Source organism: Thiothrix subterranea, from assembly GCF_016772315.1.
In the GTDB taxonomy this organism is placed as follows: Bacteria; Pseudomonadota; Gammaproteobacteria; order Thiotrichales; family Thiotrichaceae; genus Thiothrix; species Thiothrix subterranea.
Map to the genome: position 1 here is coordinate 1,319,078 of NZ_CP053482.1, position 15,397 is coordinate 1,334,474.

18 protein-coding genes are annotated in these 15,397 nt (G+C 50.4%); 3 read left to right on the forward strand and 15 right to left on the reverse strand.

Features of this window, described 5'->3' with window-relative positions; translation table 11 throughout:
• Window positions 1-2: 2 nt before the first annotated feature.
• Together HMY34_RS06465 and rpoH are read right to left on the reverse strand one after the other, a co-directional pair.
• Window positions 3-605, reverse strand: a complete 603-nt coding sequence (locus HMY34_RS06465) for an HNH endonuclease (RefSeq protein WP_228287997.1) — start codon at window positions 603-605, stop codon at window positions 3-5.
• Window positions 606-1,104: 499 nt separating this feature from the next.
• Window positions 1,105-1,974 carry an RNA polymerase sigma factor RpoH gene (gene rpoH, locus HMY34_RS06470; RefSeq protein ID WP_202718461.1) on the reverse strand — a complete coding sequence of 290 codons (870 nt, stop codon included), beginning with the start codon at window positions 1,972-1,974 and terminating at the stop codon, window positions 1,105-1,107.
• Between the two features lie 160 nt (window positions 1,975-2,134).
• On the opposite strand from rpoH, the gene HMY34_RS06475 reads away from it, so the two are divergent.
• Window positions 2,135-3,256, forward strand: a complete 1,122-nt coding sequence (locus HMY34_RS06475; RefSeq protein ID WP_202718462.1) for a coiled-coil domain-containing protein — start codon at window positions 2,135-2,137, stop codon at window positions 3,254-3,256.
• Between the two features lie 7 nt (window positions 3,257-3,263).
• Here the strand turns inward: HMY34_RS06475 and HMY34_RS06480 are convergent, their stop codons facing one another.
• Together HMY34_RS06480 and HMY34_RS06485 are read right to left on the reverse strand one after the other, a co-directional pair.
• Entirely contained in the window at window positions 3,264-3,743 is a 480-nt protein-coding gene (locus HMY34_RS06480) for a DUF302 domain-containing protein (RefSeq protein ID WP_202718463.1), read from the reverse strand.
• Window positions 3,740-4,216 (reverse strand): DUF302 domain-containing protein, encoded by a 477-nt coding sequence (locus tag HMY34_RS06485; RefSeq protein WP_202718464.1) that lies wholly within the window; start codon window positions 4,214-4,216, stop codon window positions 3,740-3,742. The genes HMY34_RS06480 and HMY34_RS06485 overlap by 4 nt, the downstream gene beginning before the upstream one ends.
• 192 nt (window positions 4,217-4,408) lie before the next feature.
• Between HMY34_RS06485 and HMY34_RS06490 the strand changes: the two genes are divergently transcribed.
• Window positions 4,409-4,666: a hypothetical protein gene (locus HMY34_RS06490; RefSeq protein ID WP_202718465.1), complete on the forward strand. Its 258-nt coding sequence runs from the start codon at window positions 4,409-4,411 to the stop codon at window positions 4,664-4,666.
• A 60-nt stretch (window positions 4,667-4,726) separates the two neighbouring features.
• Here the strand turns inward: HMY34_RS06490 and HMY34_RS06495 are convergent, their stop codons facing one another.
• The 4 genes from HMY34_RS06495 to HMY34_RS06510 all read right to left on the reverse strand — a co-directional run bounded on the left by HMY34_RS06495 (window position 4,727) and on the right by HMY34_RS06510 (window position 8,527).
• Entirely contained in the window at window positions 4,727-5,350 is a 624-nt protein-coding gene (locus HMY34_RS06495; RefSeq protein ID WP_202718466.1) for a DoxX family protein, read from the reverse strand.
• A 75-nt stretch (window positions 5,351-5,425) separates the two neighbouring features.
• Window positions 5,426-7,315: a 1-deoxy-D-xylulose-5-phosphate synthase gene (gene dxs, locus HMY34_RS06500; RefSeq protein ID WP_202718467.1), complete on the reverse strand. Its 1,890-nt coding sequence runs from the start codon at window positions 7,313-7,315 to the stop codon at window positions 5,426-5,428.
• Window positions 7,316-7,385: 70 nt separating this feature from the next.
• Complete coding sequence (gene ispA / locus HMY34_RS06505) at window positions 7,386-8,279, reverse strand: (2E,6E)-farnesyl diphosphate synthase (protein WP_202718468.1); 894 nt, start codon at window positions 8,277-8,279, stop codon at window positions 7,386-7,388.
• Window positions 8,279-8,527 carry an exodeoxyribonuclease VII small subunit gene (locus HMY34_RS06510; protein WP_202718469.1) on the reverse strand — a complete coding sequence of 83 codons (249 nt, stop codon included), beginning with the start codon at window positions 8,525-8,527 and terminating at the stop codon, window positions 8,279-8,281. Before HMY34_RS06510 ends, ispA begins: the two co-directional genes overlap by 1 nt.
• 161 nt (window positions 8,528-8,688) lie before the next feature.
• Between HMY34_RS06510 and HMY34_RS06515 the strand changes: the two genes are divergently transcribed.
• Window positions 8,689-9,294, forward strand: coding sequence for a DUF2914 domain-containing protein (locus HMY34_RS06515; RefSeq protein ID WP_202718470.1), 606 nt, complete (start codon window positions 8,689-8,691; stop codon window positions 9,292-9,294).
• A 71-nt stretch (window positions 9,295-9,365) separates the two neighbouring features.
• Here HMY34_RS06515 and zapD read toward each other — a convergent pair whose 3' ends face one another.
• The 7 genes from zapD to mnmG all read right to left on the reverse strand — a co-directional run bounded on the left by zapD (window position 9,366) and on the right by mnmG (window position 15,388).
• Window positions 9,366-10,187, reverse strand: a complete 822-nt coding sequence (gene zapD, locus HMY34_RS06520) for a cell division protein ZapD (RefSeq protein ID WP_202718471.1) — start codon at window positions 10,185-10,187, stop codon at window positions 9,366-9,368.
• 59 nt (window positions 10,188-10,246) lie between these two features.
• Window positions 10,247-10,846 (reverse strand): dephospho-CoA kinase, encoded by a 600-nt coding sequence (gene coaE, locus HMY34_RS06525; RefSeq protein WP_202718472.1) that lies wholly within the window; start codon window positions 10,844-10,846, stop codon window positions 10,247-10,249.
• Window positions 10,847-10,918: 72 nt separating this feature from the next.
• Window positions 10,919-11,185, reverse strand: coding sequence for a 30S ribosomal protein S20 (gene rpsT, locus HMY34_RS06530; protein WP_093064516.1), 267 nt, complete (start codon window positions 11,183-11,185; stop codon window positions 10,919-10,921).
• An 87-nt stretch (window positions 11,186-11,272) separates the two neighbouring features.
• Entirely contained in the window at window positions 11,273-12,127 is an 855-nt protein-coding gene (locus HMY34_RS06535) for a ParB/RepB/Spo0J family partition protein (RefSeq protein WP_202718473.1), read from the reverse strand.
• Between the two features lie 2 nt (window positions 12,128-12,129).
• A complete protein-coding gene (locus tag HMY34_RS06540; protein ID WP_202718474.1) occupies window positions 12,130-12,930 on the reverse strand; it encodes a ParA family protein in 801 nt (266 codons plus the stop codon).
• A 4-nt stretch (window positions 12,931-12,934) separates the two neighbouring features.
• Window positions 12,935-13,513, reverse strand: a complete 579-nt coding sequence (gene rsmG, locus HMY34_RS06545) for a 16S rRNA (guanine(527)-N(7))-methyltransferase RsmG (RefSeq protein WP_202718475.1) — start codon at window positions 13,511-13,513, stop codon at window positions 12,935-12,937.
• 3 nt (window positions 13,514-13,516) lie between these two features.
• Complete coding sequence (gene mnmG / locus HMY34_RS06550; RefSeq protein WP_202719142.1) at window positions 13,517-15,388, reverse strand: tRNA uridine-5-carboxymethylaminomethyl(34) synthesis enzyme MnmG; 1,872 nt, start codon at window positions 15,386-15,388, stop codon at window positions 13,517-13,519.
• Between the last annotated feature and the right edge of the window lie 9 nt (window positions 15,389-15,397).

Here is a 15,397-nt window from a genome sequence, read left to right on the forward strand (position 1 = left end):
GACTAAAATCCTATCAATTGCGTGCGCTCACGCAATTTGCTGGTTCGCGGAAAATGCGCACTCAGGAATTCCATCTGATCCGCGAGAATATTGCGCCCCTGTAAGAACACATATTCCGCATACGTGGGCTGGAATGGCACAGCCAACAGCGGCATGTGCGCTTGTTCTGGGGTACGCCCACCTTTCCGGCTATTGCACGACTTACACGCGCTCACCACATTCGTCCAACGATCCGGGCCACCCAATACCAACGGGCGCACATGGTCACGGGATAAATCTTTTTCCTGAAAATGTTGCCCACAGTACAGGCAAATGTGGTTATCGCGCCGGAATAACAGCGGGTTGCTTAGCGGTGGCACGTAATGCTGATGCAATTGTTGTTTGCTGCCACGGGTAGCAATGATGGAATTCAGAATAATGCGGCTGCGTTGCCCGGTAACAGCGTTAATACCGCCCCGAACGGCGAGAATGGGAGTCCCGCAGGTGTAAGCCACTTGCTCAGCGTAATAAAGTTTGACTGCCGTTTGGAAATGAATCCATTCCAACGGCATCCCGCTAACGTCAGTGCGCAGGATTAGTTGGTTCAAGCTGATCATGTGCAGCATGATTGCAGATTTCTGACATAAATCAAGTATTCATAATATTTTTCATGAAGTTGTCATCGCCCGCTGGAATCCTTGAGCCATGTCAAGTTTCAACATCCCAACTTCAGGCACACTGCACGCATTGACACATTAACGCTACCCGAAAGGAGACCACCATGTTTAGTTTTGATTATGGCTTGCCCGCAGCGATTGTAATTGCACTGATTCTGTTCTCATGGTTCAGCTTCTTTTCGGTGTTTTTTTCCGGCTGAATGTAACGCCCTATTCTGCCAGTCCTGTTCGCTGTGATACTTCCTGATCTTGTCAGGAAGGCGCTATTCCTTTATCCTCTTATGCATATAAGTATTTTAGAGGTATGTAGGTATGTTTAGCTGGGATTTCGGCATTCCGATGTTGATCGTGGTGGGTTTGATTGCTTTTTCGTGGTTTAGCTTCCTCTCGGTCGCTTTTTTCGGTTAAGCATCGCGTTTTGTGAAAAAGGCCGCTAATGCGGCCTTTTTTATGCGGGTTCCACCACGGCTAAGCGCAGCTTACTCACCGCCGCATTTTCCAATTGGCGAATCCGTTCCGCTGACACATTGTATTTATCCGCCAGCTCGTGCAGGGTTGCTTTTTCTTCAGCCAACCACCGGCTTGCCAAAATATCACGGCTACGGGTATCCAAATTAGCCAAAGCCGTTTGAAAACGCCCACGGGTATAAGTATCCCACTCTTCGGCTTCCAACATTTCTGCGGGGTCAGCCGCTTCTGCTACCAAATACTGGCTAGGGGAAAAATTGGTGGAATCGTCATCATCCTGATCAACGCTGAGATCAAATGAGACATCGTGCGCACTCATGCGCTTTTCCATTTCCAATACTTCAGCAGTGGTCACGCCCAAATCGTCAGCCATCGACTGCGCCTCTGCATGATTCAACCAGCCCAAGCGCTTTTTGCTGCTACGCAAGTTGAAAAACAATTTGCGTTGCGCTTTAGTCGTCGCCACTTTAACGATTTTCCAGTTGCGCAAAATGAATTCGTGAATTTCGGCCCGAATCCAATGCACTGCAAACGAAATCAGGCGCACATTCATATCCGGGTCGAAACGCTTTACCGCTTTCATCAGGCCAACGTTGCCTTCTTGCACCAAATCACCCAGTGGCAAACCGTAACCGCTGTAACCACGCGCAACTTTCACCACAAAACGTAAATTGTGCAAAATGAGTTGCCGCGCGGCTTCCAAGTCACTCGCGTATTTAAGACGTTCGGCTAATTCACGTTCTTCTTGTACTTCCAACACCGGAATGGCGTGAATCGCGTGGATGTAACTTTCCAGATTCCCCACCGGAACTGGAAGTGTCTGCCCTTTGAGCATCATTGCGTTGGTCATGCGTGATCTCCTCATTTACTTATTGCATTATCTTAGCACTCCCCACCTTAGAGTGCTAATAACCCATTTGGTTGCTGTTTTAATTTGATTCATACCACGTTATTTTTAACACATTATGCTTTATGATAGCGCATAAACAGATAAGCAGAATATTATAACAATGAATCGTGAAGAACAGACTCTTATCGAGCAAAAAGAAACCCTTATTCAGGAGCGCGACCAAATCATCCGCGCGTTAGAACAGCGTTCTCGCGAGATTGAGCAACTGGCCAGCCAGAAAGAAAAGTACATTCTCGAACGCGAAGACCAGATTAACATTCGCAACCGCCGCCTCGAAGAAAAAGACAATCACATTGGCAAACGCGACCGTGAAATCGAAAATCGCGACAAACAAATCAGCAAACGCGACACCAGCGTTCAAGAACTCAGCCAACAACTCGAAGCCCTCAACCGTTGGGTACGCGATCACCAACAGCGCATTTACACCCAAGAACAACTGCTCAGCGAACGCAATCGTCACCTTTCCGAACGTGATCGGCATATTCAAGAACGTGACCAGCAAATCCTGCAACGTGATCGAAAACTACGCGATTTTGACCGACTGTTACAACGCCGTGATGACTTGATTTTCGAGAAAGACCAGCAAATTCACCAACGTGACAGTTTGGTTCGCCGCAAAGTTGATCAAATCAGCCAACGCAATGAGCAATTAGCCGAACAAACCCGCCTGTTGCACGAAAAAGACCGTATTTCACAAGCACGTGAACAACAGCTACTGGAGCAAAATCAGCAAACGCTTGCCAAAGACCAGCACCTTGCCGTCCGCGATCAAACCATTAACGAACGCGAACGCAGCCTGCAACGTCGCGATGCTCAGATTGCCGCGCAGTTTTTGCAACTTCAGGAACGCGATAAAGAAATTGCGCATTTCAACGCGCTCATGCTGGAAAAAGATCAGGTCATCCAACAATACCAACGCCAGCAACAACAGCTTGCGCAGCAACTCAGTGAACTCATCGAAAAGCAGCATGCCCAAGAAAACAACTTGTTACAACAACTCGCTGCGCTCACCGCCATGGTTAGCCAATCCCAAGAACACGCCCAACATCAGCAAGCATGGGAACACAAGTTAGAACAGCGTGACAAAGTACTCAATCTCAAAGACACCATCATTGCGCAATTGAATCAGCAATTACTGCACAAAGAAAAAGCCCTGCAACAACGGGATGTGATGCTGCAAAAACTGGGGCAACAGTTGCGCATCTATAGCGCAACGGCCTAAGCAATATTCAATCAGCGTGCGCGACTTGCACCACTTGCATCTCATTCAGAACGGCACGAAAATCCTGTTCCCACGCGCCTAATTGTGCAGCTAAAGCTTGATCCGCATCCAATAATGGCGCAAGTTCAGCAGGGTTCAACACCGAAAACAGCGTATCCTTACCTTTTGCATACACCGCCAACTTAAAGGGAAACAAGGGCACTAATTCCGGGTGTGTCTTGCTTAATTCTCGCACTTCTTCCAAGCGTCCAAAAAACACAATGTTATAATTATCCGTGGTATAGCCCATGTCTTGTAAGCCACCGTCACATTTTTGGATATGCGCCACGGTGAAATTGTGTTTTTTCAAAACGTCTTGAACTTGCTCCAACGCAAGATCGAACGCCTGCGGGGAACGCACCGTCAACAATTTATCATTCGCCTGCGCCGGAAGCGCCAACAGCCCTGCCAGCAATACGCTACCTAAACCGATAGTTAAACGTTTCATAGCGTCACCTCATCAATAATGGCCTGATACTTTTGCTCCAAATCGTGGAACGCGGCGGTCAAATCGGGGTTGTCGAACAGCGTCAACATCGCTTGAACATTGCCGGTCAACAATTGCACTTTGCCATCCGCGTTCTCAATCACCGTGATCGTGCAAGGCAACACCACCCCGACTTGCGGATCAATCTGAAGTGCTTGATGCAAATCACTGAAATTGCAGAACCTGACGCTAATTTGCCGCGTATTCACGGAAAACTCATCCACCAGCCCTTCTTCGAGATAGCGGTCAGGAAATACCCGAAAATTATGCGCATGAATCGTATTGCGTAACGATTCCAGCGTCTCTTCAAACCCATACGGCGAATCATAGACCAAGGTCAGTTTGAGCTTATCACCTTGCTCAGCAGCGCTCGCTGTCATAGCCGTTGCTAACCATAACAGACTCAGTAGCATTAATTTTTTTAAGTGTTTCATCGTAATAGCCCGTCACCAATAAATATTAGACTTTTCTAATATATGCACAAAATCCCCCAAATTCAAGCAAAAGAACATTTTTCAACCAGAACACAGCTTAACTGGGGTGAGATTGATATGCATCAATTACGCTGAATTTCATGGAAGCGGATAATGAAACGCTTCCATCACCCACCCGCAAGGTAAGCGCTCATGAATGAAAAATCTCTCACTCACCTCATGTATGCCCTCATTATTGTGGGCTTAGGCACTGCTGCCGTGGGGGTTGGGCTGGTTATTTTCACCGACATCGTAACCGGGCATGGGGTGCAAGGCATTGCGCTGGTAGCGGGCTTGATTGCGGGGGGCTTATTTTTATCAATTCCCGCCAAAATTTACCTGACCTTCCAACTCATGAAACGCAACGACGCAAACGTTAAAGCCAAGCGTGAACGCGGTGAAATCCACTAAGCCATGACGCAAAAAAGGCCGCCAATGGCAGCCTTTTCACACGACAAAAACACGACTGTATTACAGTTTGTGGATACCGGGTTCATCCGTCGCATCAATCTCAAACGGGTCATGGTGAGCCACTTTGCTATCAATGCGTTTCATGAAACTGCGGTAAACGTACCAGTCCAAGCTGAACCAGCGCCCAGCCCCCATGAAAAACAGTGCCAGCAACAACACGAAATACACCAAATAGACTTCTGTCAGCGTGTTTGCCATGTCGGTATAACCGTGGCTCATCACCAATTGCTGCATGGTCGTGAGGAAACCGGCTTCGCCCATCGCCATCAAACCCAATACGACAACAACAAACATCAGCGCCAACGCTACCCAGCGCACCGCAAAACCCAACACCAGCAAAATAGCAGCAACAATTTCAATCGTACCAATCAAAATCAGCAAGGTCTCAGCGCCCATCCCGGCAAAGACGGTATTGCTCATGGCGGCCGCACTTTGCTGGAAAGCTTCCGTATTGACCCAAGTTAACGGGTTATAAATCACAAAATCAGAGCTGGAAAACAGCCCTAAGTGTTTAACCCCAGACACCCAAAACATCGGGGCAAGGAACAGGCGGATAGCCAATGGTGCAATAAAATCAAAGACACGCATCCATTCGAGGCTGAAAAAGCCAACAAGAAACTTCATGAAACAACTCCTCAGGAATTGGGAAATACAGACGAAACCAAACTTTTCAGAGAATTATAGTCGATTTCTGACACATCAATTGGTGCTGTATTGTGGCACAGGATACAAGGTTACGCCATTGCGAATCCGTCCACCATAGCCAGCGTTAACCCGTTGCACGATACCCGGCGCATCCAAACCACAACTAACAAGTTGCTCTTCGCGCTGCGCGTGTTCGATGTATTGATCCGGTAAACCCAAATTCAACACTTCCACCATTAAGCCTGCTTCGTGCAAATATTCGTTTACCGCACTGCCCGCACCGCCCATTACTGCATTGTCTTCCAGTGTCACCAACAATTCATGGGATTGCGCCAACTCCCGCAACATGGCTTTATCCAGCGGTTTGACAAAGCGCATATTGACCAGCGTGGCATTCAATTCAGTGGCGGCAGCTTGTGCTTCTGGCAGGAGCGAACCAAACAACACAATCGCAATCCCGTGACCGGTGCGCAACTTGAGCGCTTTACCTAGTGGAATCGCTTGCATCGCCGTTTGGGGTTCAATGCCAATGCCCTTACCGCGCGGGTAACGTACTGCGGTGGGGCAATCCATCTGAAAAGCGGTGTACAACATCTGACGGCATTCGTTTTCATCGGCAGGTGCCATCACCACCATATTCGGGATACAACGCAAGAACGACAAATCGTAATTCCCCGAATGCGTGGGACCATCCGCCCCGACCAACCCGGCGCGATCAATCGCAAACACCACCGGCAAATTCTGAATCGCCACATCGTGTATCAATTGATCATACGCGCGTTGCAAAAAGGTCGAATAAATCGCCACTATTGGCTTCAAACCTTCGCACGCCAAGCCCGCCGCCAGCGTAACCGCGTGTTGTTCCGCAATCCCCACGTCGAAATAACGCCCAGGAAAACGTTCCGAAAACGCCACCAAACCCGAACCTTCACGCATCGCGGGGGTAATTCCCACCAAACGTGAATCCTGCTCCGCCATATCGCACAACCATTGCCCGAACACTTGCGTATACGTGGGGGTGGATTTTTTTGAGCTGGCAATCAACCCTGTTTTCAGATTAAAAGGCACGACGCCATGGTAGGTGCAAGGATCTTCCTCAGCTAACTCGTAACCTTTGCCTTTTTGTGTCAGCACGTGCAACAAACGCGGGCCTTTGATGCTTTTAAGATTTTGCAGCACCTTCACCAGCTCTTCCACATCATGACCGTCAATCGGGCCGTAATATTTAAAGCCCATTTCTTCAAACAACGTACCCGGCAACACCATGCCTTTCATGTGTTCTTCGGTCAACTTCGCCAATTTGGACAACGATTTGCTGTGCGACAAGGCTTTTTTACCGCTTTCCCGCATGGTGGAATACATACGCCCGGTCAACAAACGGGTTAAATATTTACGCAATGCGCCAACGTTAGGCGAAATCGACATTTCATTATCGTTGAGAATCACGATCAGGTTAGCGTCTAAATCACCCGCATGATTCATTGCCTCATACGCCATCCCTGCCGTCAGCGCACCGTCACCGATAATCGCCACCGAATGGTAATCCTCACCCTTGTGCTGCGCGGCTAACGCCATGCCCAAGGCCGCGCTGATCGACGTACTGGAATGCCCGACCCCAAACGTATCGTACTCACTTTCGCTGCGTTTCGGGAAACCCGCCAAGCCGTCTTTTTGGCGAATGGTGCTCATTTGCTCGCGCCGCCCAGTGAGGATTTTATGCGGGTACGCCTGATGCCCCACATCCCACACCAGCTTGTCTTTGGGCGTATCAAAAGCGTAATGCAGTGCCACCGTCAGCTCGACCGTGCCTAAATTGGAGGAAAAGTGTCCCCCGCCAGTGGAGACTGAATTCAGCAAAAATTCGCGCACTTGGGCGCACACTGCTGGCAATTGCTCCAGTTCTAACTGACGCAGGGCGTCAGGCGAATAAATCGTATTAAGCACGTTGGCTAACCCCTAATCGTCAAACCGTAAATATGGGTACTGTGGTGGGTTCTAATCTTGCTATTAGTATTTATCGTATGCGCTTAACCGTGAACTCGGCAATTTCACGCAACAAATGCGCCGATTCACCAAAGGCGACCAAAGCGTTCAACGCTTCGTCATACAAATCCTGTAGTTTCATTTTGGAAGCGGACAAGCCAATGATGGAAGGATAGGTCGGCTTACCCGCAGCCTCGTCAGCGCCACGGGTTTTACCCAAGGTCTGGGTATCGCTTTCCACATCCAGAATATCGTCTTGCACTTGGAACGCCAAACCGATGCATTTTGCAAAATGATCCAATTGTTGCAAACGCTGCGCATCCAATGCTTCCACACTATACGCTGCCAACAACACACTGGCACGAATCAATGCACCGGTTTTATGAATGTGCATGTTTTCCAATTCTACCTCAGTCAGGGTTTCCCCGACGGCTGCCAAATCAAGCGCTTGCCCACCGACCATGCCGCGAGAACCCGCCGCCTGCCCCAATAACTCAATCATCCGCAAGCGTTGCGCGGGCGAAGCCATCATCCGGGGGTGTGCCGCCAATACCTGAAATGCCAAAGCTTGCAACGCATCCCCCACCAAAATCGCGGTCGGCTCATCGAACGCTTTATGGCAGGTTGGTTTACCTCGGCGTAAATCATCATCGTCCATTGCCGGTAAATCGTCATGCACCAGCGAATACACATGAATCAGTTCTACCGCAGCCGCTGGAATATCCAAATGCTCTGGCGCAATTCCCAAGGCTTCCCCGGTGGCATACACCAATAGCGGGCGCATCCGCTTGCCGCCATCCAGCACCGAATAGCGCAAGGCTTGATGTAATACCGCAGGATGCGTCGTCGCCGGTGGCAAAACATCTTCCAACACCGATTCAATACGCCCTTGCCAGGCTTGCAAACGATTACGCACATTCAGCATCAGGCATCCCCTTGCTGCGGAAAGTCACTTTCCTGACCATCCGCACTCAACAATTTGACCCGTTGCTCGGCGGCTTTCAGCGCTTCTTGGCACTGTCGCGTTAACAACACGCCACGTTCAAATTCTTTGAGGGAATCTTCCAAAGATAACTCACCACTTTCCATACGCTGCACCAGCGTTTCTAACGCCAACATCGCGGTTTCAAAATTGGCTGGGTTAGTGCTGACTTCCGCCTGTTTTCTCGGCATACACAATCCTGCTTATGCGGGTAAATAAAGATAGTAAAGCCTAAGTCAGCTTCAGGGGCAAGCCTAGACAAGGTATTCTTTGAAGAACATGTTACAAATACCGCAAACTATTCCATAAATATTATAATATTCTAATTATCAAATAATAGGAACGCGCAACAATGTTAAACCGTTATCAACAAGCAACCGCATACTTAATACTCATGGGCACGTTAGCGATTGGTACGCCGCTGAGTAAGGCGGAAGAAACCGTTATTGCTTACCCCACTAGCCCGACTTTACCCGCGACACCAGCGCCAACTACTACAGCGGCTGACAGCACACTGACACCACAAATCACTCGCGCTGCATTTACTACGGGTATCACAGCTCGCGAACCCAATGATCAGTTAACCCGTGTCAGTGCAGGGCAAAATGTTTATTACTTCACCGAATTACTTAACTTGCAAGGGCGGATTATCACGCATCGCTGGGAAAAAGATGGCGCTTTTCAACTCGGTTTACAGTTTCCGGTAGGTGGGCAACGCTGGCGGGTACACTCTAACAAAATGATCGCCCCTAATCTGCCCGGCGTTTGGAAAGTCAGTGTTATCAATGATGACGGCTCAGTATTGCACCAAGACACCTTACTGGTTGAGGCCATTACAGCGTCTGATCCCGTAACAACCGCACCTGAAACCTTACCGGAGACTCCGGCGACTCCACCTGTCAGCACACCTAAGCCCGAAACAGCACCGCAAGCTATTTGGGATACCTTACCACGCTAAACAAACCTTGCCAGAAACGCAAAGCGGGCTAAAAAGCCCGCCTGCTGTCATTCATTGCCTAAGAACAGCTATCAGAAAGAACACAATACCAAGGTAAAATTCACATCTTTTTGATTTTGCTTACCCCGTTCTGCCAACATATCCGCATTCACAAAACGCAAGGTGAAACGCTGTTTTCCCGCACTGATTTCAGGATAATAATCAACACTATCAGGCAGTTCTACCCGCATCATTTGATAAGGCTTACGCGCTTCCAGCATCGACTGATAGAAACCTTCCTTAGCCACTTCTGCATGACGCTCACCGAAATCACGCACAATATTCAGCAACTCACGAGCGGCAGAATTGGCGGTCACATAAGGCTCAATCCATTCACGCAAATCATCGACCCGCACATTGATCGCTTGCTCTTGCCAATAATGGAATAGCGGAATATCAAAGCCATTCAAACCACCGGGCAAGGTGGAGCGTTGGCGCAAACTGTTGAAAAACGTATGCGTTTTTAAGTGTTGCCCCAGTTGCCCCCGCTGCTGGTACAACACATCACTGTGGTGATTGAGTTTTTCTAGTACCGCATCAAGACGCGCCGCATCCGCATCTTCGCGACGCAATAACAAACGTGCTGATTGCCCCATGCGGTCAATTTCTTTCAGGATTTCGCTTTTGACATCAAGGCGGGCAGAAAGGTTATACAGATCCAGCAACAAATGCAGTGCCGCTACCGTATCCTCAGGTTTGGGATCAGTAGAAATATGGTATTGAAATCGCCCCATTAGCAATTCCAATCGCATAAATAAACGGATTTTTTCGTTTAACGGCTGCTCATAACCAATCATGTATGGCTCGGAAATTCGGCGGATGTCGTCACTCAGCGGTTGTGCATAAATCATCATAAAACACTTACAAGCCCTATTGAATTGCCTTTATACCAAAAAGCTAATAGAACAAGCAACTAAGCTTCTGACAATTTTATGTATTTAATATTTAAATCATCAATTTTTTCATAAAAATCAGTAATTGACGCAGTATTGCTAATAATGTCATGAGCTTGCTGCAAACGTGCTTCGCGCTCGATTTGCGACTGCATGATAGACATAATCACGCTATCATCACTGCCGTCACGCTGCCTGACGCGCAACTTTTGCTGGTCTGGCAAACAATCAATTACCAAGATTCGATCGAAAAGTTGAGTATAGCCCTTTTCAAACAAGAGTGGGACATCAACAATCACATAAGCACTATCGCTACAAGCGGCAATTTTGGTGAGAATGTCAGCGCGAATGCGCGGATGTAGAATGGATTCGAGCTGCTGTAGACGCACAGGGTCACTAAAAACCGTTTGGCGTAGCCACGCACGATTAAGCGCACCATCAGCTTGAAGTGCTTGAGTACCAAATAAACCAGCGATTTCCTGCAAAGCAGGTTGCCCTACTGCCACGACTTCGCGGGCAATAAGATCGGCTTCGATCACCGGCACGCCGAGTTCTCGAAAACGTTGCACTGCTGTGGATTTTCCACAACCGATACCACCCGTCAAACCAACCTTTAGCATAAACACCACACAAACGCGAAAAGCCGGTTGTTACCTACCGGCCTTGAAAAACGCATCCAACCAATCGAATGATTAGGCTTGCAGCGCTTTAATGTGTGCGTTCAGACGGCTTTTATGACGTGCTGCTTTATTCTTGTGAATGATACCTTTGTCAGCAATGGAATCAATCACAGGCACAGCCGCTTGGTAAGCAGACAGGGCAGCTTCGCGGTCGCCAGCGTCGATAGCACGCAGAACATTTTTAATTTGTGTACGTAAACGCGTGCGCATATGACGGTTGTGCATACGGCTTACTTCGCTCTGGCGAACACGTTTCTTAGCTGAAGCTATGTTAGGCAAGGGTATTCTCCCGAAAAACCAATCCGAAAAACAAGGCGCGTATTATGCAGCGATTTGTCGCTCGCTTCAACACCTTGAGCATAAAATTTACTGAATATGACCGAGAATACCGTCGAGTTCGTCTAAACTGTTGTATTCAATGACCAATTTACCCTTGCCCGTGCGATTGTAACGAATCGCTACTTTCGCACCAAGGGTGTCAGCAAGAGTTTGTTCCAACTTCACCACATCCGGCGAGGGTTTAAACACGGTAACAGGCTTCTGCCCTGCTTCCAATAGGCTTTTAACAAGGCGTTCGGTTTCACGCACCGAAAGCTGCTGTTGTGCTACTTTTTGAGCGATGTCGATTTGTTGTTGACCGTGTAATCCCAGTAAAGCACGCGCATGTCCCATTTCAAGCTGCCCAGCATCCACCAGTGCTTTGGTTTCTGCTTGTAACTCCAACAGGCGCAGCAAGTTTGTCACCGCCGCACGCGAACGCCCGACCGCTTCCGCCGTTTGCTGGTGGGTCAAACCGAATTCGTCAATCAAGCGCCGCAAACCGCTGGCTTCTTCCAGCGCATTCAAGTCTTCGCGCTGGATATTTTCGATCAGCGACATCGCTGCCACGGACTGATCAGGGACTTCGCGTACCACGGCGGGAATCGTATGCAGCCCAGCTAACTGCGACGCTCGCCAACGGCGCTCACCCGCAATCAGCTCGTATTCGCCGCCACCGAGTTTGCGCACCACAATGGGCTGCACCAACCCTTGCGCTTTGATGGAATCGGCTAATTCTTGCAGGGCATCAGGATCCATACGGGTACGTGGCTGGTACTGACCGGGGCGAATGCGCTCGACCGGAAGCTGTTTCAACACGGTATCGTCAGATTGTTCGCCGTCGCCTCGGACAGAACTCAACAAAATATCAAGACCGCGCCCCAGACTCGGTTTCTTTGCCATGCTTATTCTCCTGCCTGCTCACCCTCAGGGGCGAGCTTGCTACCATCCTTGCGCAACACTTCGGCAGCCAAGGCGAGGTATGCCAATGCACCGCGTGAACCTTTGTCGTATTCCAGCACGGATAAGCCGTGGCTCGGCGCTTCCGCCAAGCGGATATTGCGTGGAATAGCGGTATTGTAGACCTTGTTGCGAAAGAAGGCGTGAATCTGCTCGGAGACATCCCGCGCCAAGTTGCTGCGCGGGTCGTACATGGTGCGTACCAGCCCCATCACTTGCAGCTTAGGGTTGGCGGTCTGGGTAATGCGCTCAATCGTGCCGACCAAGGCGCTCAAGCCTTCCAGCGCGTAGTATTCGCACTGCATGGGGATAATCACCCCATCTGCCGCCACCAGCGCATTCACCGTGAGCATATTGAGGGAGGGCGGGCAATCAATCAGGATGTAATCGTAATTATCAAGCAACGGTGCAAGCGCATCACGCAAATGGTATTCGCGCCGCTCACGGCTCATCAGCTTCACTTCGGCAGTGGTCACGTCGGGTGAACCGGGCAAGACGTGCAGCGAACTGTTGGGTAGTTCTTCCAAAATATCAGCGGCATGAGCTTCGCCCAACAACACATCCGTCAAAGTGACAGCTTGCCCATGCTTTTCCAAACCAACGCCGGTGGTGGCATTGCCCTGCGGGTCTATATCGACCAGCAAAATGCGGCGTTTCATAGCCGCGAGGGATGCTGCCAAATTCACGGTGGTCGTGGTTTTGCCCACGCCGCCTTTCTGGTTAGCGATGGCGATTACTCGCGTCATGGATTTAGTCTCGCTGTATTTCCAAGAGATGCCGCTCGGCATCCAAACCGGGGACATGCAGAGGATGCTGTGCAGTAACGCGCCAGCCTGCGGGGAGTTCTGCCAGTTCACTGTCAGGGTAACGCCCCTTCATGGCGTAGAGGATACCATTTTCAGCGACGTGTTTGCCGGTAAAGGTCACGAAATCGTGGAGCGAGGCAAATGCACGGCTAATAATCGCCTCAAATGGCGCGGCAGGCTGCCAACTTTCGACACGAGTTTGCACCACTTTTACATTTGGCAAGCCCAATTCCAACACAGCTTGCTGGATGAAACGGGTCTTTTTACCGTTGGTATCCAGCAAGGTGAACTGGCGATCAGGTTGCAAAATCGCCAGCGGAATACCGGGCAGCCCTGCCCCGCTACCCACATCCAAACAGGATTTACCACGCAAAAATGGGGCAACGCTGATGCTGTCAGCGATGTGAAGCGACTGCATTTCGGCAGGATCACGCACGGCAGTCAGGTTGAACACTTTGTTCCAGCGTTGCAGCAATTGCAGGTAACGATTCAGTAACGCTTTGTCGTGGGCATCCACATCCATGCCTCAACCTGCCTTTTTCAAGTGAACCAGCAACAGCGAAATCGCGGCAGGAGTAATTCCCGGCGTGCGTGCCGCTTGCCCAACGGTTACAGGGCGCTGCATTTGCAATTTCTGGCGGACTTCGTTGGACAAACCGCGTACTTGCGCGTAATCCAACCAATCGGGCAAGCGAGTTTCTTCGTTGCGACGCTGTTTAGCGATTTCATCCTGCTGGCGGTCAATGTATCCGGCATATTTGCACTGGATTTCGACTTGTTCCGCGACTTTCTCATCCGTCACCGGACTACCAACCGCTGGCAGGCTGGTTAAGGCGGCGTAAGTGACGTTAGGGCGGCGCAGCAGATCGTGTAGCTTGTAATCGCGTGCCAGCACATCACCAAACACGCGCTGGCTGTCTTCCGCGCTCACTGCCGTCGGTTGCAGCACGGTGGAACGCAAGCGTTGCTGTTCCAGCTCAATGGCTTCACGCTTTTCACAAAACGCAGCCCAGCGAACGTCATTCACCAAACCGAGTTCCCTACCGGCTTCGGTCAGGCGCAAGTCGGCATTGTCTTCGCGCAACAACAAACGGTGTTCGGCACGGCTGGTGAACATACGGTAAGGCTCTTTCGTACCCAGTGTGATTAAATCATCGACCAATACGCCGAGGTAGGCTTGATCACGGCGCGGATACCAACCGTCTTTTTCCTGAGCATACAAGCCCGCGTTTAAGCCTGCGAGCAAGCCTTGTGCAGCGGCTTCTTCGTAGCCTGTCGTGCCATTGATTTGCCCTGCGAAAAATAAACCGTGCAGCGCTTTGGTTTCCAACGTCGGCTTAAGGTCACGCGGATCAAAGAAATCGTATTCGATGGCGTAACCGGGGCGGGTAATGTGCGCGTTTTCCAAACCTGCCATTGAGCGCACTAGCGCGTATTGCACGTCAAACGGCAAGCTGGTGGAAATGCCGTTTGGGTAAACTTCATGCGTATCCAGCCCTTCGGGTTCGATGAAAATCTGGTGGCGATCTTTGTCGGCAAAGCGCACCACTTTGTCTTCAATCGACGGGCAATAGCGCGGCCCTATGCCTTCGATCACGCCGGTATACATCGGTGAACGGTCTAAACCGCCACGGATAATCTCGTGCGTATCGGTGTTGGTGTAGGTGATGTAGCACGAAATTTGCGGCGGGTGTTCATCCACTCTACCTAAGAACGAAAACACTGGCGTAGGGGTATCGCCGGGCTGGGCTTCCATTTTGCTGAAGTCGATACTGCGAGCATCAATGCGCGGCGGCGTGCCAGTTTTCAGGCGATCCACGCGAAAAGGCAATTCCCGCAAACGCTGCGACAAGGCGATGGAGGGCGGATCACCGGCACGCCCACCCGCGTGATTGCTTAGACCGATGTGGATTTTACCCGCCAGAAATGTCCCTGAGGTCAGCACAACAGCGCGTGCGGAAAAACTTAAGCCCATTTGGGTACGCACGCCGACGACTTTATCGCCCTCTACCAACAAATCATCCACCGCTTGTTGGAACAGATGGAGATTGGGCTGATTTTCGACGATGGTGCGAATCGCGGATTTGTAGCGGATGCGGTCGGCTTGGGCGCGGGTAGCACGTACCGCCGCACCCTTGCTGGAATTGAGGGTGCGGAATTGGATGCCGCCACGGTCGGCAGCGTGCGCCATTGCGCCACCCATTGCGTCAACTTCCTTGACCAAGTGACCTTTGCCGATGCCGCCGATGGCGGGGTTGCAGCTCATGGCGCCGATGGTTTCGATATTGTGGGTCAGCAGTAATGTGCGCTGCCCCATGCGGGCGGCGGCAAGCGCGGCTTCTGTTCCGGCGTGTCCGCCACCGATGACGATGACATCGTAGGCTTGTGGGTAGTGCATCATGCGCTC

Coding starts and splice junctions, on each gene's coding strand:
- HMY34_RS06465 (WP_228287997.1), bottom strand. CDS start 605: ATGCTGCACATGATCAGCTTGAACCAACTAATCCTGCGCACTGACGTT.
- rpoH (WP_202718461.1), bottom strand. CDS start 1,974: ATGACCAACGCAATGATGCTCAAAGGGCAGACACTTCCAGTTCCGGTG.
- HMY34_RS06475 (WP_202718462.1), top strand. CDS start 2,135: ATGAATCGTGAAGAACAGACTCTTATCGAGCAAAAAGAAACCCTTATT.
- HMY34_RS06480 (WP_202718463.1), bottom strand. CDS start 3,743: ATGAAACGTTTAACTATCGGTTTAGGTAGCGTATTGCTGGCAGGGCTG.
- HMY34_RS06485 (WP_202718464.1), bottom strand. CDS start 4,216: ATGAAACACTTAAAAAAATTAATGCTACTGAGTCTGTTATGGTTAGCA.
- HMY34_RS06490 (WP_202718465.1), top strand. CDS start 4,409: ATGAATGAAAAATCTCTCACTCACCTCATGTATGCCCTCATTATTGTG.
- HMY34_RS06495 (WP_202718466.1), bottom strand. CDS start 5,350: ATGAAGTTTCTTGTTGGCTTTTTCAGCCTCGAATGGATGCGTGTCTTT.
- ispA (WP_202718468.1), bottom strand. CDS start 8,279: ATGCTGAATGTGCGTAATCGTTTGCAAGCCTGGCAAGGGCGTATTGAA.
- HMY34_RS06510 (WP_202718469.1), bottom strand. CDS start 8,527: ATGCCGAGAAAACAGGCGGAAGTCAGCACTAACCCAGCCAATTTTGAA.
- HMY34_RS06515 (WP_202718470.1), top strand. CDS start 8,689: ATGTTAAACCGTTATCAACAAGCAACCGCATACTTAATACTCATGGGC.
- zapD (WP_202718471.1), bottom strand. CDS start 10,187: ATGATGATTTATGCACAACCGCTGAGTGACGACATCCGCCGAATTTCC.
- coaE (WP_202718472.1), bottom strand. CDS start 10,846: ATGCTAAAGGTTGGTTTGACGGGTGGTATCGGTTGTGGAAAATCCACA.
- HMY34_RS06535 (WP_202718473.1), bottom strand. CDS start 12,127: ATGGCAAAGAAACCGAGTCTGGGGCGCGGTCTTGATATTTTGTTGAGT.
- HMY34_RS06540 (WP_202718474.1), bottom strand. CDS start 12,930: ATGACGCGAGTAATCGCCATCGCTAACCAGAAAGGCGGCGTGGGCAAA.
- rsmG (WP_202718475.1), bottom strand. CDS start 13,513: ATGGATGTGGATGCCCACGACAAAGCGTTACTGAATCGTTACCTGCAA.
- mnmG (WP_202719142.1), bottom strand. CDS start 15,388: ATGCACTACCCACAAGCCTACGATGTCATCGTCATCGGTGGCGGACAC.